Source organism: Sphingomonas epibiotica, assembly GCF_039615155.1.
Lineage (GTDB): Bacteria > Pseudomonadota > Alphaproteobacteria > Sphingomonadales > Sphingomonadaceae > Sphingomonas.
In genome coordinates this window covers 241,174-267,332 of record NZ_JBDGHY010000003.1, presented here as the reverse complement: position 1 = coordinate 267,332, position 26,159 = coordinate 241,174, and the positions used below count along the sequence as shown (strand labels likewise).

Here is a 26,159-nt window from a genome sequence, read left to right as displayed (position 1 = left end):
GAAGAGGCGTCGTGCTTGCGCAACCCCCCGATGCTATCGACCGTTCAGACGGCGATATCGAGAAGGAAGGCGAAGAATGACGGTTGCGTATTTCGACTATCGCGATGGCGACACGGTGTTGCAGGCGGGCATCGCCTTCCCGGCGGCGGACGGTCCGTCCCCGGCCGTGCTGATTGCGCACCAATGGGCCGGGCGCGGCGAGGGCGAGCACAAGACCGCCGAGCGCCTCGCCGAACTCGGCTATGTCGGGATCGCCATCGATATGTTCGGTAAGGACGTGCAGGGCGATCCGGCGGGCGACAACAGCCATTTGATCGGCCCGTTCCTGGCGGATCGCGCGGCATTGTTGCAGCGGATGCGGGCGGCGGCGACGTTCGCGGCGTCGCTCGACCGGGTCGATGGGAACAAGATGGCGGCGATCGGCTATTGCTTCGGCGGGCTGTGCGTTCTCGACCTCGCGCGCGGCGGTGCGGATGGCGTGCTGGGCGTGGTCAGCCTGCACGGGATGCTCGACGGCAACGATCTGGCGAGCGACGGTCCGATCGCGGCGAAGATACTGGTCGAACATGGCTGGCAGGACCCGATGGCCGCGCCCGACAAGGTGCTGGCCTTTGCCGAGGAGATGCGCGATCGCGGGGCCGATTGGCAGTTGCACGCGCATGGCCGGGCGATGCATGCCTTCACCAACCCCCATGCCGCGGCACCCGAAAAGGGCATGGCCTATGACGCCGATGCCGATCGTCGGTCGTGGGCGTCGGTCGTCGCGTTCCTGGCCAAGCTGTTCTGATCCGGTTGCGTGGGGCCGGTTCGGCCCCATCTAGGCGGTAACGAAGGAACGACAGCATGACCGACTATCGCAAGACCGAGGAGGCACTCGCCCGCCTCACCCCCGAACAATATTATGTAACGCAGCAAAGCGGCACCGAACGTCCCGGTACCGGCGAATATCTCCACGAAAAGCGGGCCGGCATCTATGTCGACATCGTGTCGGGCGAGCCGCTGTTCGCATCGGCCGACAAGTTCGATTCGCATTGCGGCTGGCCGAGCTTCACCAAGCCGATCGAACCGGCCAATGTCGCCGAACTGCGCGACACGACACACGGCATGGTCCGCACCGAAGTCCGGTCGACGGGCGGCGACAGCCATCTCGGCCATGTTTTCCCCGATGGGCCGCGCGATCGTGGCGGCCTGCGCTACTGCATCAATTCGGCCGCTTTGCGCTTCGTCCTAAAGGAGGCGATGGAAGCCGAGGGCTATGGCGCCTATCTCGATCAGGTCGAGGGATAGGTTACCTCGCCGGCTGTTGCCAATCGGCAACAGCCGGTCCTGTAATGATTACGTAACGCCTCCGTAATCGTCGTTTCATGCCCCGCCGTCAGGGGCAGCCCCAAGGCGGGAGCGGTCAACGCTCCCCTAAAAAGGGGCTTCATTACATGGTTGGTATCTTCGCCCGATCCTCGCGGGCTGTCGTCGTGCGCGCGCTGCTGACGGGCGCCGCATTCCTGCCCGCCGCCGCGCTGGCCGATCCGGTCGAAGATGTGTCGGTCGCCGCCGATCCCGCCGCGCCTGAGGATGGCGAGCAGGAAATCGTCGTGCGCGGCAGCCGCCCGATCGCCGAATCCGAAGCCGCAGCCCTCGAAATTCAGCGCAACAGCACCGCGCTCGTCTCGGTCATCGCCTCGGACGCGGTCGGCCGCCTGCCCGACCAGAATATCGCCCAGGCGATCAGCCGCCTGCCCGGCGTCGGCGTCGAGCGCGACCAGGGCCAGGCGCGCTACGTGAACCTGCGCGGTGCGCCGAAGCGCTGGACCACCTTGTCGTTCGACGGCGTCAACGTCGTCAGCCCGGAAGGCCGCGCCGCGCGTTTCGATTCGATCCCTTCGGCGATCGCCAAGCAGATCATCGTGCGCAAGGCGGTGACCCCCGACATGGTCGGCGAGACGATCTCGGGCAATGTCGACATCATCACCCGTTCGGGCTTCGACCAGAATGGGTTCCACGTCGCGGGCAAGGCCGGCTATGGCCTGGTCGAACTGGGTGACCGTCGCGAATTCGAAGGGTCGCTGGTCGTTTCCGACCGGTTCGACACCGGCATCGGCGAGTTCGCCGTGTCGTCGTCGGCCAGCCTGTATCGGCGCGGCATGGTCACCGACAATTTCGAGACCGATTGGGAAAGCGTTGCGCAGGACGCGCGTCCCGGTTTCGCCGACCGCATCTGGGCGCGCGAGACCGAGAACAAGCTCTACCGCCTCGTCCGCAAGAATTACGCGCTGTCGACCCGGCTCGACTGGAAGCCGGCGAGCGGCCACCGCATCTTCGCCGAAACCATCTATTCGGCATTCCAGGACGACGAACAGCGCAACAACTATATCTTCGACCTCGACGATCAGCAGTCGCGCCTGTCGAACGCAACCGCCGGCTGTGCGGTCAACGCGACGCCCGCGGCCGGCACGACCGGCTATGCGGACGTCTGCACCGGCAACACCCCGCTGCGCGGCACCGTCTATGGCATCGACCTCAATTCGAACTTCACCGTGCGCGCCTACAAACAGTCGGTGTTCACCAACACGCTGGGCGGCGACCATGATCTCGACACGTGGCGGGTGTCGTGGCGCGCCAACTATACCCGGTCGATCGACGACCGGACGCAGCCGGCGCAGCTGAACTATGACAGCCCGTCCTTCGGCAGCAACGGCGCCAATGCCGCCAACCGCCTGACCGTCGGCTATGACCTGACCGACCCGCAGCTGGCGCGGGTGCAGTTGTTCCGCACCATCCGCAACGCCAATGGCACCTTCGCCCGCGGCGAACGGGTGACCGCGATCGAGGATTTCCCGCGTTCGCTCAGCCGCCTGCGCTCGCTGCTCGCCGCCGACACGACCGAGGCGTACACCGCGCGGGTCGACCTGCAGCATGACGTGTTCGAGCTGCTCGGCCAAAAGACGACCTTCGCGGTCGGGCTGCGCTTCGACGATCGCACCAAGTCGGTCGACGAACGCCTGCTCGAACTGAACAGCGCCGCCCAGTTCACCGCCGCCAACATCCCGACCGGCTATGCGCAGATCGCGATCCCCGGTGGGTTCCAGGGTCAAATCCCGCTCGGCTATACCTTCCAGTATTTCGGCAAGGACCAGATCCTCGACCTCGTCGACCGGGCGAAGACGGTCGGACGCTATGTCGATCAGACCGCCAATCTGTACGACGTGAACGAACGCATCTATTCGGCCTATGCGATGGCGACGGTCGTCACCGATTGGGGCAATGTCGTCGGCGGCGCGCGGATCGAGCATATCCGCAACACCTCGTCCGCCTTCGCGACCCCCAACGGCACGACCTTCACCCCGCTGACCGCCAGGAGCGACCTGACGCTGGTCTATCCCAGCCTGCACGTGAATTACGACGTCAGCGACCAGATGAAGGCACGCCTGTCGTTCAGCACCGGTGCGGCGCGGCCCGATTACGACCAGCTCCGCCCCAACCTGACCTTCAACGACGCCAATCTGACGATTTCGGGCGGTAACCCCGATGCGAAGCCCGAAAAGGCGATGGGCGTCGATGCCTATGTCGAATATTACGGGTCGACCGGCGGTTTCCTGTCGTTTGGTGCCTATTACAAGCGGTTGCGCGACGTGCTGTTCGACACCAGCCGCACCTTCGGCCGCGATATCCTGAACTTCGGCGGCGTCGATCGGTCGCAATATGATTTCGCGACGATCGACAATGGCGGCAACGGCTCGATCGTCGGCATTGAGGGCGCGATCCAGCAGCAGCTCGATCCGTTCGTCGCCGATCTCGGCCTGCCCGACTGGGTTGGCGGCTTCGGCGTGCAGCTGAACGCGACGCTCAACCGCAGCCGTGCGGAAACCCCCGATGGCCGTCGCGTGCCGCTGCCCGGCGCGTCGGATGCGGTGTACAATATCGGTGCCTATTACGAGAAATACGGCTTCTCGGCGCGGGTCCAGTATCAGAACCGCTCGCGCTGGCTCGACGAACTGGGCGATTTCCAAAACATCAACGGCGTCGTCCGCGGCGTCGATGGCGGCGACTTCTATTGGGCGAAGGACAACGAACTGGACGCGTCGGTCCGCTACGCGATCAATTCGAACGTCGAGCTGTTCGGCAATTTCAGCAACCTGCTGAACGGTCCCGGCCGTCGCTACGTTCGCAACACCCAGTACACGATCGAGCGTGAAACCTTCGGTCGCCGCTATCAGGCTGGTGTGCGGGTGAACTTCTGATGCGGCGGTCAATCGTCGCAGCACTGCTGCTCGGCGGGTGCGCGATGACGCCCCCGCCGGCGGTGACGCCCGGCGCGGTGCCGCTGGTGGCGGCGGTGGCGGAGACCGATCCGGTCGACACCGCTGCCGACGCCGCCGACGATCCCGCCATCTGGCGCAACCGGGGCAATCCTGCCGACAGTCTGGTGATTGGCACCGACAAGAAGGCTGGCATCCATGTCTATGCGCTGTCGGGCAAAAGGCTGAGCTTCACCCCCGCCGCGCGGCTGAACAATGTCGATCTGCGCGAGATTGGCGGCCGGGTCATCGCCGCGGCCAGCGACCGCGCGGATGAGGCTCAGGCGCATGTCGCGCTGTTCACCCTCGATACGGTGGCGAAGAAACTGGTGCCGATGGGGCGTTATCCGGTCGGTCCGGGGGAGGCCTATGGCATGTGCCTGTGGACCCGGATGGCCGACAAGGCGCTGTTCGGCTTCGTCGTGATGAAGGACGGGCGAATCGATCAGGTGTCGATCGATACCCGTGGCGCCACCCCGGTCGTCCGCACCGTCCGTTCGATGAAGGTCGGTACCCGGGCCGAGGGCTGCGTCGTCGACGACCGGACGGGTACGCTCTACGTCGCGGAGGAAGATGTCAGCCTGTGGCGCTTCGCCGCCGATCCCGCAGCGCCGGTCGCGGGTACGGCGATTGCGAAGGTCGACGGCACGACGCTGGTCGCCGATGCCGAAGGGCTGGCGCTGGCACCCCGCGGGCGTGCCGGCGGCTATCTGGTCGTCAGCAGTCAGGGCGACAATGCCTATACCCTCTATCGCCTGCCTGGCGTTACCTATGCCGGCCGCTTCCGCATCGGTGGCGGCGCGATCGACGGGACCAGCGAGACCGACGGCATCGACCTGATGCTCGGCGATTTCGGCCCCGGCCTGCGCCACGGCGTGTTCGTCGCACAGGATGGCGACAACGCGCCCGAGACGCAGAATTTCAAGTTCGTCGCGTGGGATGCTGTGCGCAAGGCACTGAAATTGCGCTGACGGCCCGCCGGCCACGGAGATAAATTACGGCACGACCCGGTACTCCCTGCGAAATCTTGTGTATCACAAAGCGATAACCAAGGTCGAAATGGAGCGGATGCCCATATGCATATGGTGCGAAAGGGCACGAACGCGAGTGGGATGCGCCGGTATAACGAACGGCTGATCCTCTCGGCGATCCGGCGATCGAACGGTGCGTCCAAGGCGGAGATCGCGCGCCTGACGGGACTGTCGCCCCAAGCGGTGGTGCGGATCATTGACGAACTCGACAGCGACGGATTGCTGTTTCAGGCCGAGAAGCGCACCGGCGGCATGGGGCAGCCGGCGACCGTCTATCGTATCAACGGAGCGCGCGGCTATACGGTCGGCGTCGAGATTGGCCGCAACGCGATGACGCTGGTGTCGCTCGACTTCGACGGGCAGCAGCGTGCGGTCCGGTGCGATGCCGGCGCCTTTCCCAGCATCGACCTGGCCGTGGAGCGGATCGACCGGTTCCTGCAGGAACATCTGCCGGCGTCGCTGCGCGATCCCAGCACCTTTCTGGGCATCGGCATCGCGATGCCGTGGTTTCTGGGCGAATGGCGCGACGAACTCGGCATTTCGGAAGATCAGGCCGAGGAATGGCGCCGCAGTGACGTCGCCGACCGGTTGCGTGCCGGGCTGCAATGGCCGACCTTCTTCGACAATGACGGCAATGCCGCGGCGCTGGCGCATTTGTTGTGCGGGGCGGGGGCCGATCTCCAGAATTATCTGTTCATCAATCTTGGCACCTTTGTCGGCGGCGGCCTCGTCCTTGGCGGGCAGGTGGTGCAGGGGCGGCATGGCAATGCCGGCGCGCTGGCGTCGATGCCGGTTCTGGCAGGTGGTCGGCGCGATTCGCTAATCCACCACGCGTCGCTCTATGATCGGGATCGGGCGACGACCCCGGCCGCGTTGGAGGGCTGGCGACGTCGGTGTGCCGAAGCATTGGCGTTCGCGATTTCGGGAGCGAACAGCCTCCTCGATCTCGAGGCGGTCATCCTCGACGGATCCTTGCCGCCGGAGGAACTGGCCGAGATCGCGGCGACGGTGGAACGGCAGCTCGGCGAACATGCCCCGCCCGATTTCTTCGCGCCGGAGTTGCGCATCGGCACATTAGGACGACGGGCAGCGGCGATCGGCGCGGGACTGTTGCCGCTCCACGCGCAATATGCGCCTGATCTCAGCAGCTTGTTCAAGCGCGGCTGACCGAATTCGGGGGTACGACGATAGCCAACGAAAACCCTCTGGTATCGCTAACCACAAACGATTGTGCGCCAAACTCTTGAAAAGGCGAAAAATTTGCTCTTGACCAACTAAATCACACTAGTAGATTTAGTGCCATCGACCGTAATAGCGGCAGATGATGGGAGAGTGACGATGGCGACGATTTTGCGACATGCAGGACCGGCGGGATACGGGTGGTGAGCGAGCCGCTACTGCTCGGCGCGATTGAGGCGGGGGGCACCAAGTTCCTGTGCGCCGTCGCCGACCGCGATGGCACGATTCTCACCGAAACCCGGATCGCGACCACGACCCCGGTCGAGACGCTGGGCGCCGCCAGCGCGTTTTTTCGCGATGCGCAACGCGTGCACGGCGACCTGTCGAGCTTGTCGGTCGGCAGCTTCGGACCATTGTCGCTCAACCCCCTGGCCGGCGATTACGGGCATATCACGTCGACCCCAAAGCCGGGTTGGGAGAATATCGACCTGCTCGGTCATCTGCGGCAGACGGTCGATGCGCCGGTGACGCTCGACACCGACGTCAACTGCGCCGCGGTGGGCGAGCGACTGTTCGGCAGCGGCCAGGGGCTCGACAGCTTCTGCTATGTGACCATCGGCACCGGGATCGGGGTCGGGCTGCTGATCGGTGGCGTGCCGCATGGCGGCGCGAACCATCCCGAGGCGGGGCATATCGCCGTGCCGCGCGCACCCGGCGACGACGGCTTTGCCGGTATCTGCCCGTTCCACGGCGATTGCCTCGAAGGACTGGCCTGCGGACCGGCGATGGCCGCGCGCTGGGGCGTGCCGGCGGAACAGCTTCCGGCCGATCACCCGGCCTGGCCGATGGAGGCGGACTATATCGCCGCTCTGTGCGCTACGCTTACCTATGTCATCCGCCCCGACCGGATCATCGTCGGCGGCGGGGTGATGCAGCCGCCCATGTATGCACGCGTGCGAGCGGCGCTGGTCGCCCGGCTCGCCGGATATGACGCCAGCATGCGGACGATCGACATGGACGACTATATCGCGGCGCCGACGGCGGGCGCTTCGGCAGGGCTGACCGGCGCGCTGGCGCTCGCCTATCGCACCGCGACCCGCCAATGGCCGATGCACTGGCGCATGGCCGAACCCTTTCATGCGAACAAGGAGACGGTCGATGCATAGCATCGCGACGCCGGCAGGCCGGCAGGATGTGGACGATGCACGGGCCACAACCGCCATCATATTGAGCGCGGCGGGTGCGGCATTGGGCGGGCTGTTGTTCGGCTTCGACACCGCGGTGATTTCGGGCGCGACACAGGCATTGCAGGAACGCTTTGCGCTGACCGATGCGTCGCTTGGCTTCACCGTGGCATCGGCGCTGATCGGGACGGTGATCGGGTCGCTGGTCACCGGCGCGCCGGCCGACCGCTATGGGCGCAAGGCGATCATGCTGTCGGTCGCGATCGCCTATGTCGTGTCGTCGCTCGGCACCGGTCTCGCCCAAAGCTGGCCGATGCTGATCGCCTTCCGGTTCCTCGGCGGTCTCGCCATCGGGGCGGCGTCGGTAGTGACGCCGATCTATATCGCCGAAGTATCACCGGCGAAGTTTCGCGGGCGGCTGGTGGCGATGAACCAGCTGAACATCGTGCTCGGCATCCTGATCGCGTTCCTAAGCAACTATCTGATCGCGCAGGCGCTTCCGCCCGAAACGGCGTGGCGCTGGATGTTCGGCATCGTCGCCGTGCCGTCCGCGCTGTTCCTTGCCGTGACCTTCCTCCTGCCGGAAAGCCCCCGCTGGCTGGCGGTACAGGGCCAACGGGCGAAGTCGACACAGGTGATGACGCGGCTCGGATTCCTCGACCCCGAGGCCGAACTGGCGAGGATCGAAGCCGCCGAACGGCGCGACGCCGGACAGGCCGATGCACGGCTGTTCCAGCCGGCGCATAGTTTTCCGGTCGCCTGCGCCATCGCCATTGCGATGTTCAACCAGTTGTCGGGCATCAACGCGCTGCTCTATTACGCGCCGCGCATCTTCGAACTGGCAGGCGCCGGGGCGGACAGCGCGCTGCTCCAGTCGATCGCGGTCGGCGGGACGAACCTGCTGTTCACCGTGGCCGCCCTGTTCTTCATCGACCGGTTCGGCCGCCGCCCGCTGTTGTTTGTCGGATCGATCGTCTGCGCCGCCGCACTGTTGCTGGTCGGATGGCAGCTCGAACGCAGCGTTCCCAACGGCACGCTGATCCTCGGCGGGCTGCTCGCCTTCATCGCCGCCTTCGCGATCAGCCAGGGCGCGGTGATCTGGGTCTTCATTTCCGAAGTCTTCCCCAGCGCGGTGCGCGGCAAGGGGCAGGCGCTGGGGTCGACCACCCACTGGGTCGCGGCGGCGGCGATCACCTGGCTGTTTCCGATCGTGGCGAGCGCGGTCGGCGGATGGGTCTTCGCCTTTTTCGGCGCGATGATGTTGTTGCAGCTGCTGTGGACAGTGCGGGTGATGCCCGAGACCAACGGCGTCGCGCTCGAGGATATGGACCTGAAGGGGCGGGCGGCATGAAGCGGCTCGCGATCCTTGCCATGGCCGGCGTCGCGCTCGCCACCGCCGCCTCGGCCCAGCGGCCCGATCCGCGCCCGACCTATCACTTCGCGCCCGCGCGCAACTGGATGAACGACCCCAACGGCCTCGTCTATTATGACGGGGAATATCATCTGTTCTTCCAGTATAACCCGCATGGCGACCGCTGGGGCCATATGAACTGGGGCCATGCGGTCAGCCGCGATCTGGTCCATTGGGAAGAACTGCCGATCGCCATCCCCGAGACCGCCGATGTCATGGCGTTTTCGGGCAGCGCAGTGGTCGACTGGAACAACACGACCGGTTTTGGCAGGAACGGCAAACCGCCGCTGGTCGCGATCTATACCGGCCATAATCCGAAGGCGAAGCTGCAGTCGCAATATGTCGCCTATAGCAACGACCGCGGCCGGACGTGGACGGTGCATGGCGAGGTGCTGAGCGTCGGATCGCCCGAGTTTCGCGATCCCAAGGTGTTCTGGCACGCAGCCACGAAGCGCTGGGTGATGGTGGCGGTGATGGCGCTGGAGAACCGCGCCGTGCTGTTCACTTCCCCCGACCTGAAGCAATGGACGTTCGCCAGCAGCTTCGGTCCGGCGGGCGGACGCGGCAAGAACTGGGAATGCCCGGACCTGTTCGAACTGCCGGTCGAAGGCGGTGCGCCCGGCGAGAAGCGCTGGGTGCTGGGCATCAACCTCGGCGACAATGCCGTCGGCGGCGGTTCGGGCGGCCAATATTTCGTCGGCGATTTCGACGGGAAGCGCTTCACCCCCGTGCCGGGCTGGCCGGGCGAGGCGCAGTGGATGGATTACGGTGCGGACTTCTATGCCGCCGTGTCGTGGAACGACCTGCCCAAGAACGACCCGCGCCGCATCTGGATCGGCTGGGCCAATGACTGGCGCTATGCCGAGGCGATCCCGACCTGGCCGGCGCGCGGGTTGATGACCGTTCCGCGCGAAGTGACGTTGAAGAAGACGCCCGCCGGCTATCGCATCGCGCAGGCGCCGGTGCGCGAGGTGGCGGGCCTGCGGGGTGCGCCGCAGGCGTTCAGCGGTACGCTCGGCGAACAGCCGGTCGACCTGCCGGTGGCGGGCGGTTCGGCCGATCTCCTGCTCGACCTCGACACCGGCACCGCCGAACAGGTCACGATCGCGCTGACCGATGAACAGGGCTATCAGACGCTGGTCGGGGTGAACCCGGGCGTGGACGAGGTGTTCATCGACCGTACCCGGTCGGGGCCGCATTTCCATGACGGTTTCGCCAACCGCCATGTCGCGCCGGTTGACCTGAAGGGCAAGCGCGTGCGGCTTCGGGTGCTGGCCGACCAGTCGATCCTCGAAGTGTTTGTCGGCGACGGCACGCGCACCATCACCGACCGCTTCTTTCGCGGCGGCGGGCAGTTGCGCTGGAGCGCCAGCGCGCGCGGCGGCAGCGCAAAGCTGACGATGCAGGCATGGCCGATGAACGGGGGATCGCGGCCATGACCGGGACGATCGCACCGGGCTGAACACCCGGCCGAAGCACGACGACCATTACCGACAAAAAATAACGGAAATCTGGGAGGATTTATGCCGAAGACCTTGCTCGCCCTTTTGACATCCAGTGCGCTGATCCCGCTGGCCGCGATCCCTGCCGCCGCGCAGGACAGCACCGCGCAGGCCGAGGCGGAGGCCGCGCCCGAAAATGACGGTGGCGCCGATATCATCGTCACCGGATACCGCGCCGCGCTGGGATCGGCGCAGGAGATCAAGCGCAATTCGTCCTCGATCGTCGATGCGATCGTGTCGAACGATATCGGCAAGCTGCCCGACAACAACGCGGCCGAAGCGATCGCCCGCGTTACCGGCGTTACCGTGCAGCGCTATAATGACGAAGCCGGCGTGATCCTGGTGCGCGGCCTGCCCGACGTCGCCACCACCTTCAACGGTCGCGAATTCTTCTCGGCCGAAGACCGGGTGCTGCATTTGCAGGACTTTCCGGCCGGCGTCGCGGCTGGGATCGAGGTGTACAAGTCGGGTACGTCCGACCTGATCGAACCGGGCCTGGCCGGGCTCGTCAATTTGCGCTCGCGGCGTCCGTTCGACGTCAAGGATACTGAGATCGCGGGCGAACTGCGTGCATCCTACAACGATCAGGCGAAGGCGTTCGACCCAGCCGGCAACCTGCTACTGACCAAGCGCTGGGACACGCCGATCGGGGAAATCGGCGCGCTGATCAATGTCAGCTATGTCCGCACCACCTATCGCAACGCCGATCGCTATGCCGATTCCGCCGTCATCTCGCCGCGCGGGTTCGGCGCGAACGATTCGGCGGACGACCTGACGGTCACGACGCCCGGCGTCGGTAACGACTTCCGCTTTCCCGCCAATGCCGGCAATTTCTATGAAAAGGGCGTACGTCATCGCCCGGCGGTGAACGGGACGATCCAGTGGCGCCCGACGCCGAACCTCGAACTCTTCGCCGAGGGGCTGTGGCAGGCCTATCGCGGGGAAGTGCTGCGCGACGCGTTCAACGTCAATTTCGAACGCCGCGACGCGAACGGCGTAGCCCCGACGCTCAGCAACGTCGTGCTGGTGGAGGGCGAGCCGGACAAGGCGGCCAGCTTTACCAAGACCGGCGGCTATGTCCCCGAATTCTATCGCTCGACCCAGAATGACCGCACCGATACGTGGCAGGCGGCGACCGGTTTCAAATGGACCACCGGCCGCGCGATCCTGTCGGGCGACTTCGCCTATACCAACAGCAAGTATCAGGCGTCGGAATACAGCCTCGACGCGCAGCTCGCGTCCGCGCCGACGATCAATGTCGATTGGGACGTGCGCGGATCGGCGGTGTTCGACCTTGGCGGCTATGCCATTGACGATCCCGCCAACACCCGCTGGCGCGGCTATTACCAGCGCGATTTCGTGACCAAGGGCGACGGGGTGCAGGGTCGGATCGACCTCGACCTCGAAACCGACTGGAACTGGTTGCCGCGCCTGCAATTCGGCTTCCGCGCCAGCGACCGCAACGCGTCGTCGCAGAACAATAATCGCTATGCCTATACTGCTGGCCTCAACATCGCGCTCGACAGCCTGCCGAGCGGCCCATTGGGCCTGATCACCGACGGCTTCCGCGGTGATCCGCAGCGGTTCCAGAACTGGCTGGCCCCCAGTCGCGAAGGGATTCGCGACAATGGCGAGGCGCTGCGGCTGCTGGCGCTGCAATCGGTACAGCGTGCGACCGTGCTGTTCCCGTGGGATAACGGCATCCGCGAGGCGGTGACGAAGTTCGCGACAGCGGAGATCCCGTTCGATCCGCTGGGCGGCTTCACCGCCAGCGAGGCGAGCTATGCGACCTATGGCCAGGGCAAGTTCGATATGGATGTCGGCGGGGTGCGGATCGACGGCACGGTCGGCGCGCGCATCGTCAATACCGACGGCACCTATCGCGGGTTCAGCCGGGTGCAGGCCGCGGACGGTACGGTCGGCATCGTGCCGAGCACCACGCGGCAGAATTATGTCGACGTTCTGCCCTCCGCCATCGCCCGGGTCCGCTTCTCGAACGAATGGCAGATGCGGCTGGGCTATACCCAGACGCGGACCCGGCCGGGCTTCGGCCAGCTCAACCCGTCGATCAACATCACCCGCAACAGCGTAGGGCCGGACGGCACGCCACCCGTGTTCGACGCGACCGGCTTCGGTGGCAATCCCGACCTGCGTCCGCTGACGTCCAAGAATTACGACGCATCGCTCGAATGGTATTTCTCGAAGAACGGATCGGCTTCGGTTGCAGCCTTCTATCGCGATCTCAACGGCTTCATCGGCTATTACACCCAGGTCGTGAACGATCCCGTCTATGGCCGGGTGCAGCTCAACCGACCCGAGAATGCCGGCGACGGTCGTATCAAGGGCGTCGAGGCATCGCTGCAGACCTTTTTCGACTTCCTGCCCGGTGCCCTGTCGGGGTTCGGCGTGCAGGGCAATGTCACCTATCTCGACGGTACCAACCAGTTGCCGCAGGTGCTGGGCGAGGGCGATCGGCAGGTGGAGATCACCGGCCTGTCGAAATGGGCGTACAACCTGACCGGCTTCTACGAAAAGGCCGGCATCTCGGCCCGGTTGTCGTACAACTGGCGTTCGCGTCACGTCACCAGTTACAACCGCAACATCAACGAAGAGCAATATGCGGGCGAGCTGGTGCAGCCGATCTCCCGACTCGATTTTTCGGCCAGCTATGACGCGTTCAAGAATATCTCGCTGGTCGCCAATGTGAGCAACATCCTGGCGCAGCCGTTCAAGAACTACCGCTTCTACAACGAAACCCAATCGTTCGGCCGCGACCTGCGGATCGAGGGGCGGTATTTCAGCCTCGGCGTTCGCTTCAAGATGTAACCCACTTGCGGCGGCGTACCGACCACGCCGCCGCCCTTCCTGCCGCCACCATTCCGCGCGAACCGCCGGCACAGGCGACGCGCGAACCATGCCGCGCGGCCATCCGTCGCGCGCGGAGAGGATTTTGCCATGAATTCGATCGTTTCACGACGTCAGACGCTCGGCCTGATCGCGACCTTGCCCCTTCTGCCTGGGTGCGGGGCATCGGGGGACGGGGGCGGGGGACGCGTCTCCGTCGCCGGCCCGGCACCGACCCCTACGCCCGGCCCGACGCCGACACCGACGGCGACGAGCGTCAGCGGACGGCCCCGCTATCACATCGCTGCGCCCGATGGCGGGTGGATCAACGATCCGCAGCGTCCCGTCCGCATCGGCGATGGCTGGACGATGTGGGCGCTCTACAACCCGACCTGGCCGAACGGCGGTACCGAATGGCGGCGCTGGACGTCGACCGATCTGGTCACATGGACCGATCGCGGCGTGTCGATCCCCCGGCGGACCACCTCGTTCGGTGACGTGTGGAGCGGCAGCGCAGTGATCGATACCGCCAATACCGCCGGTTTCGGCGCCGGGACGCTGATCGCGCTGGCGACGATGCCCGCCGACAACGCTGCCGGACAGAACCAGTCGACCGCCTTGTGGTATTCGCGCGACAACGGGGCAAGTTTTGCCTTTCACGCGATCGTCCATCCCAATTTCCCGGGCAACAAGCCGTTCCGCGATCCTACCGTGTTCTGGCACGCGCCCACGGCGCGTTGGGTGATGACCCTGTCGGAAGAGGGCAAGATCGGTTTTTACACCTCCCCCGACCTGAAACAGTGGAGCTATGCCAGCGGCTTCCTGTCGACTCTGGTCGGCGGTGTGATGGAATGTTCGCACCTGTTCCCGCTGCATCTGTACGAAGCGGACGGGACGACGACCGCCGACAAATGGGTGTTGCTGGTCGGCGGCGACGGGACCGGTAGCGGCTTCACCGGCGGCACCTATTACTGGGTCGGCAGCTTCGACGGGACCGGCTTCATCGCCGACAGCTCGGCGGGCCAATGGCTCGACGGCGGCGCCGATTATTATGCCGCGGTGGTGTGGCAGGATGCGACGGCCGCCGATCCGCTGGCCGGGGCATGGACGATCGGGTGGATGAACAACTGGGCCTATGCCAACCAGCCGGCCGCCCCTGCCGGCTATCGCGGGCAATTGACCATCGTCCGGAACCTCCGGCTGCAACGCGCCGCCGGGAGTTCGCCACGCCTGCGCATGACGCCGATCGCGGCGCAGAACGGCGTCTTCCAAACGACGGTGGTCGGAACGGATCAGACGATCACCGACGGCAGCGACTATGTCTGGCCCGCTGGTGCCGAAGTCGTTGCCGGGCGGATCGATCTGACGCTATCCCGCGTCGGTGCCGACTGGCCGGGCGGGGCATGGCTGTCGGTGCGTGGCGGCGACGGCTATTTCACCCAGATCGGCTTCGAACTGCGCGACAACCGGCTATTCGTGAAGCGCGACACCAGCGGCCCCGACGCACCCGACCATGCCGCGTGGCGCCAGAATCGCAGCATCCCATGCGACGCCGCTGACGGCAGGGTGGCCGTCAGCATCTTCCTCGATACCGCCTCGATCGAAGTGTTCGTCAACGATGGTGACGGCGTGCTGTCCGAACGCATCACGGCGCCATCGAATGCGGCGAGGTTGAACCTGAACGCAAGCGGTGGTTCGCTTCGCGTGTCGGAGGTCCGCATATCGAAGGCGTCTTGAGATCATCGTACTTGGTCGCCGTCCTCTGCTCCGGGCGCGTGACCGTTCTCGCCCGGGATCAGACGATGTAGCTGAGACCGATAACGAAGATGAGCCCGGCGACCGAGATCACCGTTTCCAGCAGCGACCATGTCCGAAAGGTGTCGGCGGTGCTGGTGCCCATATAGCCCTTGACCAGCCAGAAGCCCGGATCGTTCACATGGCTGAAGAACACCGAACCCGCGCCGATCGCCAGCACGACCAGCTCCGGTGTGGCGCCGGAGGCGGCAACCACGCCCGGCATCACCCCTACCGCGGTGATCGTGGCGACGGTCGCCGATCCCGCGGCCAGACGGATGCCGACCGCGATCAGCCAGCCGAGCAGCAACGGGGATATCGAGTAGGCCATGACGGTACGGGCGAGCAGATCGGACAGGCCGGCGCTGACCAGCACCTGCTTCAGCGCGCCGCCGGCCCCGATCGCGAGCAGGATCGCGCCGGCCGCGCCCATCGTCTGATGCCAGATCGACTCCTGGACACCCGCCTCTCGGAAGCGTCGCCCGAACAGGACCGGCATCGCCAGCAGATTGGCAAGAAGCAGCGCGATGACGGGATTGGCCGCCGCGTCGAGCAGCATCGATCCTTCGAGGCCAGGCACCAGCTTGCCGAGTTCGCCCGCCGCGATCAGGGCGATCGGCAGCAGGACGATGAACAGCGCCCTGCTACGGGATGGGGTCGCAAGCTGGCCAATCGGATCGCTCGGGACCGGCTCGGCTAGTCTGATCCCCGGCGTCACGAAGTGCGCAAGCACCGGCCCGGAGAGGATCGCGACCGGGATAGCGATCAACGTGCCGTACAACATGGTCAGCCCGAGATTGGCGTTCAACGTCTCGACGGCCAGCAACGGCCCCGGGTGCGGCGGCACCAGCGCGTGAACCACGCCGAGGCCGGCGAGCGCAGGCATGATCAGGCGCAACTTGCCGCTGTCCCGGGCAGCCGGATCCGCATCGGCAGCCATTTCTTTCGCGGCCGCGACGACGATCGGCAGCAGCAGCACCAGCCCCGTCTCGAAGAACAGCGGAAGGCCGATGACGATCGCAATGCCGAGCGTCGCCCATGGCGCCGCGCGCGGACCGGTCAGCCGCAGCGCGCCGGTCGCGAGCGACGCTGCCGCCCCCGATAATTGCAGCATCGCGCCGAGCGACAGGCCGAGCGACACCACCAGCCCGGTGCCGCCGATGATATCGCCTACCCCTTTCTGTACTGCCTTGGCGGTGTCGACCAGCGGCAGTCCGGCGAGCAGCCCGACCGTGAAGGCGCCACACAACAGACCGATAAAGGGGTGAAGCCGGCCGCGCACAATCATGACGATCGCCAGCGCGATACCCGCGACCGCGGCCGTCACGAGCCGTATGTCACCGCCACTCATGCAACCCGCTCCATCGATAGGGGTCCGTATGCGGTGTGCCTTGCCGTGTCAGGGACGGCGTACCGTCGTTGCCGTCGTACCGGGCCGGACGAGGTGCGGTTACACATTCGGCGTACACGCCATCTGGTTGGTCATACCGATTGCCGGCCTTCGTGTCAGGGTGCGTTCGACCGTGGCGACCGATGCCGTTCGCGATATGCCGTCGCGCAACGGATCGCCCGCCAACGGAAGCTTGCAATGCGATCGCTCCCGGAATTGCAGCATCCTCCTGCGTATTCATTTTCGAATAGCCATTAAGTGCCTGATCTGGCTGATAGCGCAACGCCAATCTGCCGGGTCGCACGGGCCGAACGCTCGGAAAGTCGCTCGGTGGTGAAGCGCCATTTTCCCCAGGTGACGTCACCGCTTGCCGGCCCGCTCACGCCCGCACCCTCATGGAATATGTTCGGCCAAGACCAAAGCGGATGCCGTCCGCAGCCTGCTCCCATGAAGGAGTTCCGGTTTCGATGTCGAAGGACAGGTCGCTGGATGCCCCGTGAGGATTCGAACCTCAATTAACGGAGTCAGAGTCCGTGGTCTTACCTTTAGACGACAGGGCAGCGTCGCAGCGAGGGCGGTCCGATAGGCTGGACCGGGAAGCGTGTCAACGCCGAATCATGCGATTCGTCGCAACGCCTTGTCGATCGCGACCGGCTTCGCTAGGTTGTCTGTCAGACACCGAGCGGCGTTCGGCCGTGACGGATAGAACATAAAGCGAGTGACGGCATGGGGGATATGTCCGCCCGGTTGCCGCACCGGGGAGCGCGTGGCGCTTCCCGCCCGGCACCGAATACGCCAGCGCGCCCGCGCTGGCCGGGCGCGCGTCATTATGCCGCGCTCGACCTGGGCACCAATAACTGCCGGCTGCTGATCGCCCGGCCGCAGGGGGACGGCTTTGCCGTCGTCGATGCCTTTTCGCGGATCGTGCGACTTGGGGAGGGGCTGGCCGCGACCGGTCGCCTGTCCGATCTCGCCATGGATCGCACCGTCGCCGCGCTGAAGATCTGCGCCGAAAAACTCAAGCGTCGCGACGTGACGCTGGCGCGCTCGGTCGCGACCGAGGCGTGCCGTCGCGCGAGCAACGGCCCGGCGTTCGTCGAGCGGGTGCTGGCGGAGACCGGCATCCACCTCGACATCATCACCGCCGAGGAAGAGGCGCGCCTTGCGGTGCTCGGCTGCCACGCGCTGCTCGAACCCGGCACCGGCCCCGCGCTGGTGTTCGATATCGGGGGCGGGTCGACCGAGTTGGTGCTGCTCGACGCGACCGGTCCGGTTCCGCGCGTGCTCGACTGGCATTCGGCGCCATGGGGCGTGGTGTCGCTGACCGAGAGTCTGGGCGGTGGCCGCGCCGCGCCGATGGCGTCGGGCGCCTATGCGCGGATGCGGGCATGCGTCGAGGAAAGTTTCGCGCCCTTCGCCAAACGCCTGCCGATGACCGACCAGCCGCGCCGCCTGCTCGGCACCAGCGGCACGGTGACGACGCTGGCGAGCGTCCATCTCGGCCTGCCCGCCTATGACCGGTCGCAGATCGACGGGCTGATCGTACCGGCCGATGCGATGCTGGCGGTCAGCCAGCGACTGGCGGGGATGGACCTTGCGCAGCGGGGCACGGTGCCGTGTATCGGCAGCGAGCGCGCCGATCTGGTGGTCGCAGGCTGCGCGATCCTTGAAACGATTCTGGCGCTCTGGCCCGCCGAGCGGCTAGGGATCGCCGACCGTGGGATTCGCGAAGGAATCCTGCGCCGTTTGATGGCAGGAACCCGATGACCCGCGGAAGCCCCCCCGGCCGGCAGCGCGTGCGCACCGCACGCTCGCGCTCGGCCCAGTCGACACGCTGGCTCGAACGCCAGTTGAACGACCCCTATGTGAAGAAGGCGCGGGCGGAGGGCTATCGCAGCCGTGCCGCGTACAAGCTGATCGAACTCGACGAGCGCTTCAAGCTGTTGCGCGGCGTCAAACGCGTCGTCGATCTCGGCATCGCGCCCGGCGGCTGGACGCAGGTCGTGCGCAAGGTGCGGCCGGAATGCACCGTGGTCGGCATCGATCTATTGCCGGTCGACCCTATCGACGGCGTGACGATCCTGCAGATGGACTTTCTGGCCGATCACGCCCCCGACCGGCTGCGCGAGGAACTGGGCGGGGAGGCGGACCTCGTCCTGTCCGACATGGCGGCGAACACCGTCGGCCATCCGCAGACCGATCACCTGCGCACCATGGCGCTGGTCGAGGCGGCGGTGATGTTCGCCTGCGAAATCCTGCGTCCCGGCGGCGATTTCGTCGCCAAGGTGCTGGCGGGCGGGGCCGACAACGAACTGGTCGCCGAGCTGAAGCGCAATTTCCAGGCGGTGAAACATGCCAAGCCACCGGCGAGCCGCAAGGATTCGTCCGAATGGTATGTGATCGCCACCAACTTCAAGGGGCGGCGCGATACCGGGGCCGGGGCGGGGACGGACGAACCGTCCCCGGAGACGCTCACGGAATGATCCGGTCGGCGCGCAGCCGTTCGAATAGGGCGAAGAACGCGTCGTCGGTCGCACGATAGCCGGTGAAACCCAGCCGCCGGCTCTTCGACATGTCGGCGACCACTTCGATCGGGCGGCCGAGATCGGCGTCGGTGTGCCATGGCGAGGCCAGCCGGTGCAGATCGACTTCGGCCAGACCATGGCGCGCGGCGATCGCCGTCCAGCGCGGGGCATCGTCCGCCATTTGACGTTCCAGCGGACGGACCGTGCCGTCGAACGGCGCGGCCTCGACCCCGAACCAGTCGGCGATGCGTTCCCACATCCATTGCCAGCGGAAGACGTCGCCATTGACCACGTTGAACGCCTGATCGTGCGCGGCATCGGTTTGGGCGGTCCACAATAGATGTTCGGCGAGCAGCCCGGCATCGGTCATGTCGGTCAGCCCCTGCCACTGCGCCGCCGAGCCGGGGAAGACGAACGGCCGGCCTGCGTCGCGGCACAGCGTGGCATAGACGGCGAGCGTCGTCCCCATGTTCATCGCATTGCCGACTGCCTTGCCGATCACGGTGTGCGGGCGGTGGACGCTCCACGTAAAGCCGTCGCGCGCGGCGGCGGCGAAGAGTTCGTCCTCCTGCGCATAATAGAAATTGGCGATGTCGAGCCGCGGTTGGTCCTCACGAAACGGCGTCTGCGGCAGCGTGCCCTGCCCATAGGCTTCGAACGGCCCGAGATAATGTTTGAGGCCGGTGACCAGCGCGACATGGCGCGGACGATCGGGCGCGGGCAGGGCGTCGAGCAGGTTGCGCACCATCGCACCGTTGACGCGGATATTCTCCGCCTCGCTGTCCTGCCGTGCCCAGGTGGTGATGAACACCGCATCAGGGTGCAGGTCGGCGAGCGCCGTGCGCGTCGCCTGCGCATCGGACAGGTCGGCGACGACTGGCCGTACGCCCGCCTGTGCGATCGGGCGGCGGGCGAGGCCGTGCACCGTCCATCCTTGCGCGTTCAGCAGCGTGGCCGTCGCGCTGCCGACGATGCCGCTCGCCCCCACCACCAAAGCCGTCTTCGTCATGTCCAAACTTCCTTTTCCCAACGAAGCCAGCCAGCTAGGCACGATCGCACCGGGGTTGAAGACGGCACCGGCCCCGCCCCAGGCACCAGAAGGTACCCAGTCATGCAGCCCGGATCGGACGAAGCCGAATGGCGCGAGGATTGTGCCCCGCGCCGCGTCCTGTCGCTGTTTGCGACCAAATGGACCAGCATGGTGCTGCACACCCTCCACGCCCGGCATGGCGGGGCGGCGCGGACCGGCGTGTTGCTGCGCAGCCTGCCGGGCATCTCCAAGAAGATGCTGACACAGACGCTGCGCGAGATGGAGGCGATCGGCCTGATCGAGCGCGAGGTGCAGGCGGTCATGCCGCCCGCGGTCGAAGATCGCCTGACCGATCTGGGACAGCGCTTCGTCGAGCCGGTAACGCTGCTCTACGATTGGGGGCGCCGCAATGCCGACGCGCTCGACGCGCTGGGCAGCCGGCCGGGAGCGCGGCGGGAATGATGCTTCGATCCCGCTGAGGCCGTTCGTGCCAAGTGCCGGCGAGTTCGTGCAAATGGCGTTTCGCAGGGTCGTCCACGGCGAAGTGCTTCGATGCGCGCTCAGCCCCTACTCGGCACGAACGGTTCGGACTGGTGAGAAGCGTCACAACAAAAAAGGCGGCCCCGAAGGACCGCCCTTTGTGTTTCGTCGATTCGTCGACCTTAGCCGTCGTAATCGCCACCGACATTCTGGTTGCGCGGCGGCGCGGCGGCGGTGAGGCGCAGGGCCTCCGCCGACGCGGCCAGCGAACCCAGTTCGTCCGGTGCCTCTTCGTCGTCGATCTGCACCTTCTGCATCGAGGTGATGACCGATTCACGCAGGTGATCAGGGGTGATGTTTTCCTCGGCGATCTCGCGCAGCGCCACAACCGGATTCTTGTCGCGGTCGCGATCGAGGGTCAGTTCGGCACCGCCCGAAATCTGGCGGGCGCGCTGCGCGGCCATCAACACCAGATCGAAACGGTTGGGGATCTTGTCGACGCAATCCTCGACGGTGACGCGCGCCATGAAACGCCTTCCTTGCAAAAACGGAGGGTATCGGAAAGCAGGCCGTGTAACCGTCGCCCTCCGCAAAGTCAATGAAACTCGCCCGCGCGCCGGCCGTTACGCAAGGACAACGGATGGGAGAGGACATGGACGGCGCGGGCGAACCGACTTTCACCGTGGCCGGAAACCGCCTGACGCTGCTGACCGAAGGACCGGTGCGGCTCGATGCGTTGCTGGCCCTGATCGCCGGTGCGCGCCGGTCGTTGCGCATCCTGTTCTATATCTGGGAAGAGGATAGTGCCGGCACGCGCGTGCGCGATGCGTTGGTCGAAGCGGCCCGGCGCGGGGTGCGGGTCGCGCTGATCGTCGACGGGCTGGGCGCGGAAGCGGCGGCGAGTCGCGGGTTCTTCGGACCGTTGCGCGAGGCTGGCGGCGACGTCTGCGTGTTCGTGCCGCGGATCGGGCGGCGTTATCTGCTGCGCAATCACCAGAAACTGGCGCTGGCCGACGAAGCGCGGGTGATCGTGGGCGGCTTCAATATCGAGGACGCCTATTTCGGCACCGTCGAGCAACGGGCGTGGCGTGATCTGGGGCTGCTGGTCGAAGGGCCGGCGGCGGGGCGGCTGGCGGGCTATTTCGACGCGCTGAAGGCATGGACCGCGCTGCCGGGCGCACCCTTGCGCAAATTGTCGCGGATGCTGCGGCAATGGAGCGAGGAGAGCGGGCCGATCCGCTGGCTGCTCGGCGGGCCGTCGCGGCGGCTGTCACCTTGGGCGCGGACGGTGAAGCATGAAATCCGTACCAGCGAGCGCATCGACATGATCGCCGCCTATTTCGCGCCGGGGCCGCTGATGATGCGCCGGCTCGACAAGGCGGCGAAGCGGACCCGGTTGCGCATCGTCGTGCCCGCCAAGACCGATCATGCCATCGCCCTGCTCGCGGCGCGCTTCACCTATCGCAACCTGCTACGGCACCGGATCGAGGTCTACGAATATCGGCCGACCAAGCTCCACACAAAACTCTTCCTCGCCGATGATGCGGTGCATATCGGGTCGGCCAATTTCGACATGCGCTCGATGTTCCTCAACATGGAACTGATGCTGCGGGTGGAGGATGCGGCGTTCGCCGCGCATCTGCGCGCCTATATGGACCGCGAGGTCGCCCATTCGCAGCGCGTCACCCGGCAATTGCACCACGAACGATCGGGCTGGTGGGCGCGGGTGAAGCAGGCCGCGGCCTATTTCATCATGTCGGTGCTCGACCCACAGGTGACCGCACGGCTTAACCGGGATTAGCGCAAACCACTTGTGCCTCGCGGCGGTGCGGTCCATCGGGCGGCGATGGATATACCCGCACTCTACGCCCGGATGATTCAGGCGATCGGCGACGGCACCGGCATGGCCGACAGCCTGCTGCATGTCCATGCGGGCATGGCAGTGCTGCTGATCACCCGCATCGTCACCGGCTATCGCCTGTCGACGCCGGTGCCCCTGGCCGTGGTCGCGCTGGCCGAACTGGCCAATGAGGTGCTCGACCGGATCTATTGGGGGTCGTGGCGGTGGGAGGATACGTCGCTCGACATCCTCAACACCATGTTCTGGCCGACGATGCTGTTCATCGGCCTGCGCCTGCGCGACCGGTTCGAACCGCGTGCCAAACCGCCGGCGCCAGGGAACGTCGCCTGATCGCGAGCGGTTATGTCGGCCAAGGAGAATTGCCATGGCCGACACCCCCGCCCATCCCAAGGTCGATCCGGGTCGCACCGAACCGCTGAACGCCTTCGACCAGCCAAGCGGCTATTCGGGGCAGGAATATGATCGCGAGCGGCAGGCGGAACAGGCCGCTGCCGAGGCGCGGCCGACCAGCCCGACGCCGCTCGACGATGGCCGCGAAATTCCCCCGGAAGCCGGTCGCCGTGCCTTCGTCGCCCCCAATGGCGAAGCGCATGGCAGCGGCGCCAATGCCGGCGGCGGTGCGCAGGGTGAGAATTTTGACGACGATGCGCCGGGCGAAGGGGCGGGAGTGCCGCCTGCGGAACGCGCGCCGGATCGGTAAGCCCGGCACGTCATCCCAGCGCAGGCGCGTTACCCCTTCGCCTCGCTGATTAGCTTCGCGGCCTCGGCACCGGCCCAGTCCATGCCGCCGGTTACCCGCCACACTTCCTTGCCCGCTGCATCGTACAGGATCGTCGTCGGCAGACTGAGGTTCATGCCGGTCGTAAACTGCAAATCGGGATCGCGATAGGCGACCAGATTGGCGAGTTTTCGCTCAGTCAGAAAGGGCTGCACCTTGGCCGGTTCCATGTCTTGCGACACCGTCAGGACGTGCAGCGCCGCCTTCTCGCGCGCCGTCAGCGCATCGAGCGTCGGCATCTCGCGCACGCACGGCGCGCACCAGGTCGCCCACAGATTGACCAGCACCGGCTTGCCGCGGAAATCGGTCAGCGTCACCGCCTTCCCCGCGCCGTCCTGAAACTTGTAGGTCGGCATCGCGTCGGCCTTGTGGCTGCGATCGACCTTGGCCGCGGCTTCGAGGGCGGCATTGTTGGCGGGTGCGGCGACGTCGGGGACGGTGCCGTCCTCCGTCGCGGCGGCTTGCTCCGGCGCGGCGGCTCGCTTATCGCAAGCGCCGACGAACAGGCTCAGTCCAAGGAGAAGCGCGATTACCGGGCGCATGGAAGGCTCCAACAGCATGTGGGGCGGGCGCTTCGCCGAAGGCCCGTCGGCGGTGATGCGTGAGATAAACGCCTCGATCCCCTTCGACAAGCGGATGTGGCGACAGGATATCGCCGGGTCCAAAGCGCACGCAACGATGCTGGGTGCGCAGGGCATCGTCGATGCGGTGGACGTCGCGAAGATCCTCGAAGGGCTGGATGCGGTCGCGGCGGACTATGCCGAACACGGCGTGCCGGACGACCTGACGCTCGAGGACATCCATATGCTGACCGAGGCGCGGCTGGCCGAAAAGATCGGCCCGGTCGCGGGGCGGCTACACACCGCGCGTTCGCGTAACGATCAGGTCGCGACCGATTTCCGGCTATGGACCCGCGACGCGATCGACGCGGTCGATGCGGCGCTGGGACAGTTGCAGGCAGCGTTGCTCGACCGGGCGGAGGAACATGCCGCGACGGTGATGCCGGGCTTCACCCATCTTCAGGTCGCGCAGCCGGTGACGCTCGGCCATCATCTGATGGCCTATCACAGCATGATCGCGCGCGATCGCGGGCGCTTCGCCGATGCGCGGGCGCGGCTGAACTATAATCCGCTCGGGTCGGCGGCGCTCGCCGGGACCGGCTTTCCCCTCGATCGCTACGCGACGGCCAAGGCGCTGGGCTTTGCCGGGCCGACGGTCAATTCGCTCGACTCGGTCAGCGACCGCGACTTCGCGATCGAATATCTGACCGCCGCCGTGCAATGCTCGCTGCACCTGTCGCGGCTGGCGGAAGAGTTCGTCATCTGGGCCTCGCAGATGTTCGGCTTCGTGTCCTTGAGCGACCAATGGTCGACCGGCAGCTCGATCATGCCGCAGAAGCGCAATCCCGACGCCGCCGAACTGGTGCGCGGGCATAGCGGGCGGATCATGGGCTGCATGACCTCGCTGATGGTGACGATGAAGGGGCTGCCGCTCGCCTATTCGAAGGATATGCAGGACGACAAGCCGCCGGTGTTCGAGGCGACCGACCTGCTGGCGCTGTCGATCGCGGCGATGACCGGCATGGTCGAAAGCGCGACCTTCCGCCCAGAGCGGATGCGCGCGGCAGCGGAGACCGGCTTTTCGACCGCGACCGACCTTGCCGACTGGCTGGTGCGCGAAGCCGGCGTGCCGTTCCGCGAGGCGCATCATATTACCGGCCGCGCGGTCAAGCTGGCCGAGGAAAAGGACTGCCGCCTTGATGGCTTGACCATCGACGACCTGACCGGCATCGACGACCGCATCCATGCCGGTATCTTCGACGTGCTGAGCGTCGATGCCTCGGTCGCCAGCCGCAAGAGCTTTGGCGGCACCGCGCCGGAACGGGTGCGCGAAGCCATCGCCGCCGCGCGGGGCCAGTGATGCGGGCGCTCGCCTTGCTCGGCATCGCGCTGGCATTGGCCGGCTGCGGGCAGCGGCGCGACCTGCGTCCGCAGGAAAACGCGTCGCTGCCGCCCGCCCCCTATGGCGCGACCGCGACGCCGAGCTCGGCCGACCTCCTGACCCCGACCACGCAGCAGCGCCCGTCGCGTAGCGACGAATTGCTGACCGAGTCGAAGGAACGCGGCGACGATCCCTTCGCCTTGCCGCCGCGCTGACCGGTCAGAAACTGCCCTGCACGCTGGCGCCTGCGGGCAGGCCGGTAAAGGGCAGCATCGCCGCGCCGTCGCCGGTCATCGCGAAGCGCAGCGTTCCGTCCTCGTTGATCGTCGCGTCCATCAGCGTGCGGCGGCGCTGATTGTCGGGGACGAGGCGGATGCGCGATTGCTGGCCGATATGCTCGGCAGTCAGCAGCATCGCCGGGGTCGGCGTGGCGACATTGCCCGGGCGCGTCACGCAACTGCCCGGATCGATCGCGACGCGCCCCTGGGCCATCGCCGACCCGGCGATGGTCGAAAGGACCGGAATATCGACCTGCCACGGCATGTCGCAGGCAAAAGGCAGATTGGGTTGCAGCGCGGCCAGCAGCGAGGCGTCGGCCGACCCCGCCACCCGGTCGAGCCGCACCCCGCCCGGCCGCAGCAGTGCCTGTCCGCCGAGATCGGTGTCGGCGCCGGTCGCGTTCCAGTCGACCGCGAAGCCGAGGCTGGTCAGGCTGCGAAGCGGCGCGAAATGCCATTCGAGGCGGCTGCCCCCGGCGATGCCGACCTCGCCGTTCCACACGGTTCCGCCGACGCCGCTGCGCCAGTCGTTATTGCCCACGATCAAGCTGGCGGGCAGCGTCGCGACGATCGCGACCACGAACGAGGCTATGCCGAGCGCGGCGAAGCGGATACTACGCCGTCGTGCCTGCAACC

Annotated in this window: 23 protein-coding genes and 1 tRNA gene; 18 read left to right on the top strand and 6 right to left on the bottom strand. The window is 66.3% G+C overall.

Going from position 1 to position 26,159, the window contains the following annotated elements; all coding sequences use genetic code 11:
- The first annotated feature begins 76 nt into the window (after positions 1 to 76).
- The 10 genes from AAIO73_RS07610 (at position 77) to AAIO73_RS07565 (ending at position 15,183) form a co-directional block, all read left to right on the top strand.
- Complete coding sequence (locus AAIO73_RS07610; protein ID WP_345877125.1) at positions 77 to 787, top strand: dienelactone hydrolase family protein; 711 nt, start codon at positions 77 to 79, stop codon at positions 785 to 787.
- Positions 788 to 843: 56 nt separating this feature from the next.
- Positions 844 to 1,287, top strand: coding sequence for a peptide-methionine (R)-S-oxide reductase MsrB (gene msrB, locus AAIO73_RS07605; protein ID WP_345877124.1), 444 nt, complete (start codon positions 844 to 846; stop codon positions 1,285 to 1,287).
- Between the two features lie 146 nt (positions 1,288 to 1,433).
- The gene (locus tag AAIO73_RS07600) at positions 1,434 to 4,238 is read left to right on the top strand and encodes a TonB-dependent receptor (RefSeq protein WP_345877123.1); all 2,805 of its coding nucleotides are present in this window, start codon (positions 1,434 to 1,436) and stop codon (positions 4,236 to 4,238) included.
- Positions 4,238 to 5,266, top strand: a complete 1,029-nt coding sequence (locus AAIO73_RS07595) for a phytase (protein ID WP_345877122.1) — start codon at positions 4,238 to 4,240, stop codon at positions 5,264 to 5,266. The genes AAIO73_RS07600 and AAIO73_RS07595 overlap by 1 nt, the downstream gene beginning before the upstream one ends.
- 141 nt (positions 5,267 to 5,407) lie before the next feature.
- Positions 5,408 to 6,493, top strand: a complete 1,086-nt coding sequence (locus AAIO73_RS07590) for an ROK family transcriptional regulator (RefSeq protein WP_345877121.1) — start codon at positions 5,408 to 5,410, stop codon at positions 6,491 to 6,493.
- Positions 6,494 to 6,708: 215 nt separating this feature from the next.
- A complete protein-coding gene (locus AAIO73_RS07585) occupies positions 6,709 to 7,671 on the top strand; it encodes an ROK family protein (RefSeq protein ID WP_345877120.1) in 963 nt (320 codons plus the stop codon).
- Positions 7,664 to 9,040 (top strand): sugar porter family MFS transporter, encoded by a 1,377-nt coding sequence (locus AAIO73_RS07580; RefSeq protein WP_345877119.1) that lies wholly within the window; start codon positions 7,664 to 7,666, stop codon positions 9,038 to 9,040. The genes AAIO73_RS07585 and AAIO73_RS07580 overlap by 8 nt, the downstream gene beginning before the upstream one ends.
- Positions 9,037 to 10,539 (top strand): glycoside hydrolase family 32 protein, encoded by a 1,503-nt coding sequence (locus AAIO73_RS07575; protein ID WP_345877118.1) that lies wholly within the window; start codon positions 9,037 to 9,039, stop codon positions 10,537 to 10,539. Before AAIO73_RS07580 ends, AAIO73_RS07575 begins: the two co-directional genes overlap by 4 nt.
- A gap of 84 nt (positions 10,540 to 10,623) precedes the next feature.
- Complete coding sequence (locus AAIO73_RS07570; RefSeq protein WP_345877117.1) at positions 10,624 to 13,428, top strand: TonB-dependent receptor; 2,805 nt, start codon at positions 10,624 to 10,626, stop codon at positions 13,426 to 13,428.
- 129 nt (positions 13,429 to 13,557) lie between these two features.
- The gene (locus AAIO73_RS07565; RefSeq protein ID WP_345877116.1) at positions 13,558 to 15,183 is read left to right on the top strand and encodes a glycoside hydrolase family 32 protein; all 1,626 of its coding nucleotides are present in this window, start codon (positions 13,558 to 13,560) and stop codon (positions 15,181 to 15,183) included.
- 58 nt (positions 15,184 to 15,241) lie between these two features.
- On the opposite strand, the gene AAIO73_RS07560 is transcribed toward AAIO73_RS07565, so the two are convergent.
- Together AAIO73_RS07560 and AAIO73_RS07555 are read right to left on the bottom strand one after the other, a co-directional pair.
- Complete coding sequence (locus tag AAIO73_RS07560) at positions 15,242 to 16,591, bottom strand: GntP family permease (protein ID WP_345877115.1); 1,350 nt, start codon at positions 16,589 to 16,591, stop codon at positions 15,242 to 15,244.
- Between the two features lie 525 nt (positions 16,592 to 17,116).
- Positions 17,117 to 17,190: transfer RNA gene (locus tag AAIO73_RS07555), tRNA-Gln, on the bottom strand.
- 166 nt (positions 17,191 to 17,356) lie between these two features.
- On the opposite strand from AAIO73_RS07555, the gene AAIO73_RS07550 reads away from it, so the two are divergent.
- Both AAIO73_RS07550 and AAIO73_RS07545 read left to right on the top strand, forming a co-directional pair.
- Positions 17,357 to 18,397: a Ppx/GppA phosphatase family protein gene (locus tag AAIO73_RS07550; RefSeq protein ID WP_345877114.1), complete on the top strand. Its 1,041-nt coding sequence runs from the start codon at positions 17,357 to 17,359 to the stop codon at positions 18,395 to 18,397.
- Positions 18,394 to 19,113 carry an RlmE family RNA methyltransferase gene (locus AAIO73_RS07545; RefSeq protein WP_345877113.1) on the top strand — a complete coding sequence of 240 codons (720 nt, stop codon included), beginning with the start codon at positions 18,394 to 18,396 and terminating at the stop codon, positions 19,111 to 19,113. The genes AAIO73_RS07550 and AAIO73_RS07545 overlap by 4 nt, the downstream gene beginning before the upstream one ends.
- Here the strand turns inward: AAIO73_RS07545 and AAIO73_RS07540 are convergent.
- Positions 19,103 to 20,164, bottom strand: coding sequence for an SDR family oxidoreductase (locus AAIO73_RS07540; RefSeq protein WP_345877112.1), 1,062 nt, complete (start codon positions 20,162 to 20,164; stop codon positions 19,103 to 19,105). The genes AAIO73_RS07545 and AAIO73_RS07540 overlap by 11 nt on opposite strands.
- 102 nt (positions 20,165 to 20,266) lie before the next feature.
- Here AAIO73_RS07540 and AAIO73_RS07535 point away from each other — a divergent pair, with 102 nt between their 5' ends.
- Entirely contained in the window at positions 20,267 to 20,647 is a 381-nt protein-coding gene (locus AAIO73_RS07535) for a winged helix-turn-helix transcriptional regulator (RefSeq protein WP_345877111.1), read from the top strand.
- Positions 20,648 to 20,847: 200 nt separating this feature from the next.
- On the opposite strand, the gene rpoZ is transcribed toward AAIO73_RS07535, so the two are convergent.
- Positions 20,848 to 21,192, bottom strand: a complete 345-nt coding sequence (gene rpoZ, locus AAIO73_RS07530) for a DNA-directed RNA polymerase subunit omega (RefSeq protein ID WP_055758348.1) — start codon at positions 21,190 to 21,192, stop codon at positions 20,848 to 20,850.
- Between the two features lie 113 nt (positions 21,193 to 21,305).
- On the opposite strand from rpoZ, the gene AAIO73_RS07525 reads away from it, so the two are divergent.
- From AAIO73_RS07525 to AAIO73_RS07515, 3 genes are read left to right on the top strand one after another with little or no spacing between them, the layout of a single operon-like run.
- Positions 21,306 to 22,466: a phospholipase D-like domain-containing protein gene (locus tag AAIO73_RS07525; RefSeq protein ID WP_345877110.1), complete on the top strand. Its 1,161-nt coding sequence runs from the start codon at positions 21,306 to 21,308 to the stop codon at positions 22,464 to 22,466.
- Between the two features lie 45 nt (positions 22,467 to 22,511).
- The gene (locus tag AAIO73_RS07520) at positions 22,512 to 22,856 is read left to right on the top strand and encodes a hypothetical protein (protein WP_345877109.1); all 345 of its coding nucleotides are present in this window, start codon (positions 22,512 to 22,514) and stop codon (positions 22,854 to 22,856) included.
- Between the two features lie 34 nt (positions 22,857 to 22,890).
- Positions 22,891 to 23,226, top strand: coding sequence for a hypothetical protein (locus AAIO73_RS07515; RefSeq protein WP_345877108.1), 336 nt, complete (start codon positions 22,891 to 22,893; stop codon positions 23,224 to 23,226).
- Between the two features lie 29 nt (positions 23,227 to 23,255).
- On the opposite strand, the gene AAIO73_RS07510 is transcribed toward AAIO73_RS07515, so the two are convergent.
- A complete protein-coding gene (locus AAIO73_RS07510; protein ID WP_345877107.1) occupies positions 23,256 to 23,846 on the bottom strand; it encodes a TlpA family protein disulfide reductase in 591 nt (196 codons plus the stop codon).
- Between the two features lie 16 nt (positions 23,847 to 23,862).
- Here AAIO73_RS07510 and argH point away from each other — a divergent pair, with 16 nt between their 5' ends.
- Both argH and AAIO73_RS07500 read left to right on the top strand, forming a co-directional pair.
- Complete coding sequence (gene argH, locus AAIO73_RS07505; RefSeq protein WP_345877355.1) at positions 23,863 to 25,224, top strand: argininosuccinate lyase; 1,362 nt, start codon at positions 23,863 to 23,865, stop codon at positions 25,222 to 25,224.
- On the top strand, positions 25,224 to 25,460 hold the full coding sequence (locus tag AAIO73_RS07500; RefSeq protein WP_345877106.1) for a hypothetical protein: 237 nt from the start codon (positions 25,224 to 25,226) through the stop codon (positions 25,458 to 25,460). The genes argH and AAIO73_RS07500 overlap by 1 nt, the downstream gene beginning before the upstream one ends.
- A 4-nt stretch (positions 25,461 to 25,464) precedes the next feature.
- Here AAIO73_RS07500 and gspN read toward each other — a convergent pair whose 3' ends face one another.
- Positions 25,465 to 26,103 (bottom strand): type II secretion system protein N, encoded by a 639-nt coding sequence (gene gspN, locus AAIO73_RS07495; RefSeq protein ID WP_345877105.1) that lies wholly within the window; start codon positions 26,101 to 26,103, stop codon positions 25,465 to 25,467.
- Between the last annotated feature and the right edge of the window lie 56 nt (positions 26,104 to 26,159).

What these genes read in the sequence shown, in the direction of transcription:
- AAIO73_RS07610 (WP_345877125.1), top strand. Translation starts at nt 77, where the DNA reads ATGACGGTTGCGTATTTCGACTATCGCGATGGCGACACGGTGTTGCAG.
- msrB (WP_345877124.1), top strand. Translation starts at nt 844, where the DNA reads ATGACCGACTATCGCAAGACCGAGGAGGCACTCGCCCGCCTCACCCCC.
- AAIO73_RS07600 (WP_345877123.1), top strand. Translation starts at nt 1,434, where the DNA reads ATGGTTGGTATCTTCGCCCGATCCTCGCGGGCTGTCGTCGTGCGCGCG.
- AAIO73_RS07595 (WP_345877122.1), top strand. Translation starts at nt 4,238, where the DNA reads ATGCGGCGGTCAATCGTCGCAGCACTGCTGCTCGGCGGGTGCGCGATG.
- AAIO73_RS07590 (WP_345877121.1), top strand. Translation starts at nt 5,408, where the DNA reads ATGCGCCGGTATAACGAACGGCTGATCCTCTCGGCGATCCGGCGATCG.
- AAIO73_RS07580 (WP_345877119.1), top strand. Translation starts at nt 7,664, where the DNA reads ATGCATAGCATCGCGACGCCGGCAGGCCGGCAGGATGTGGACGATGCA.
- AAIO73_RS07575 (WP_345877118.1), top strand. Translation starts at nt 9,037, where the DNA reads ATGAAGCGGCTCGCGATCCTTGCCATGGCCGGCGTCGCGCTCGCCACC.
- AAIO73_RS07570 (WP_345877117.1), top strand. Translation starts at nt 10,624, where the DNA reads ATGCCGAAGACCTTGCTCGCCCTTTTGACATCCAGTGCGCTGATCCCG.
- AAIO73_RS07565 (WP_345877116.1), top strand. Translation starts at nt 13,558, where the DNA reads ATGAATTCGATCGTTTCACGACGTCAGACGCTCGGCCTGATCGCGACC.
- AAIO73_RS07560 (WP_345877115.1), bottom strand. Translation starts at nt 16,591, where the DNA reads ATGAGTGGCGGTGACATACGGCTCGTGACGGCCGCGGTCGCGGGTATC.
- AAIO73_RS07550 (WP_345877114.1), top strand. Translation starts at nt 17,357, where the DNA reads ATGGGGGATATGTCCGCCCGGTTGCCGCACCGGGGAGCGCGTGGCGCT.
- AAIO73_RS07545 (WP_345877113.1), top strand. Translation starts at nt 18,394, where the DNA reads ATGACCCGCGGAAGCCCCCCCGGCCGGCAGCGCGTGCGCACCGCACGC.
- AAIO73_RS07540 (WP_345877112.1), bottom strand. Translation starts at nt 20,164, where the DNA reads ATGACGAAGACGGCTTTGGTGGTGGGGGCGAGCGGCATCGTCGGCAGC.
- AAIO73_RS07535 (WP_345877111.1), top strand. Translation starts at nt 20,267, where the DNA reads ATGCAGCCCGGATCGGACGAAGCCGAATGGCGCGAGGATTGTGCCCCG.
- rpoZ (WP_055758348.1), bottom strand. Translation starts at nt 21,192, where the DNA reads ATGGCGCGCGTCACCGTCGAGGATTGCGTCGACAAGATCCCCAACCGT.
- AAIO73_RS07525 (WP_345877110.1), top strand. Translation starts at nt 21,306, where the DNA reads ATGGGAGAGGACATGGACGGCGCGGGCGAACCGACTTTCACCGTGGCC.
- AAIO73_RS07520 (WP_345877109.1), top strand. Translation starts at nt 22,512, where the DNA reads ATGGATATACCCGCACTCTACGCCCGGATGATTCAGGCGATCGGCGAC.
- AAIO73_RS07515 (WP_345877108.1), top strand. Translation starts at nt 22,891, where the DNA reads ATGGCCGACACCCCCGCCCATCCCAAGGTCGATCCGGGTCGCACCGAA.
- AAIO73_RS07510 (WP_345877107.1), bottom strand. Translation starts at nt 23,846, where the DNA reads ATGCGCCCGGTAATCGCGCTTCTCCTTGGACTGAGCCTGTTCGTCGGC.
- argH (WP_345877355.1), top strand. Translation starts at nt 23,863, where the DNA reads ATGTGGGGCGGGCGCTTCGCCGAAGGCCCGTCGGCGGTGATGCGTGAG.
- AAIO73_RS07500 (WP_345877106.1), top strand. Translation starts at nt 25,224, where the DNA reads ATGCGGGCGCTCGCCTTGCTCGGCATCGCGCTGGCATTGGCCGGCTGC.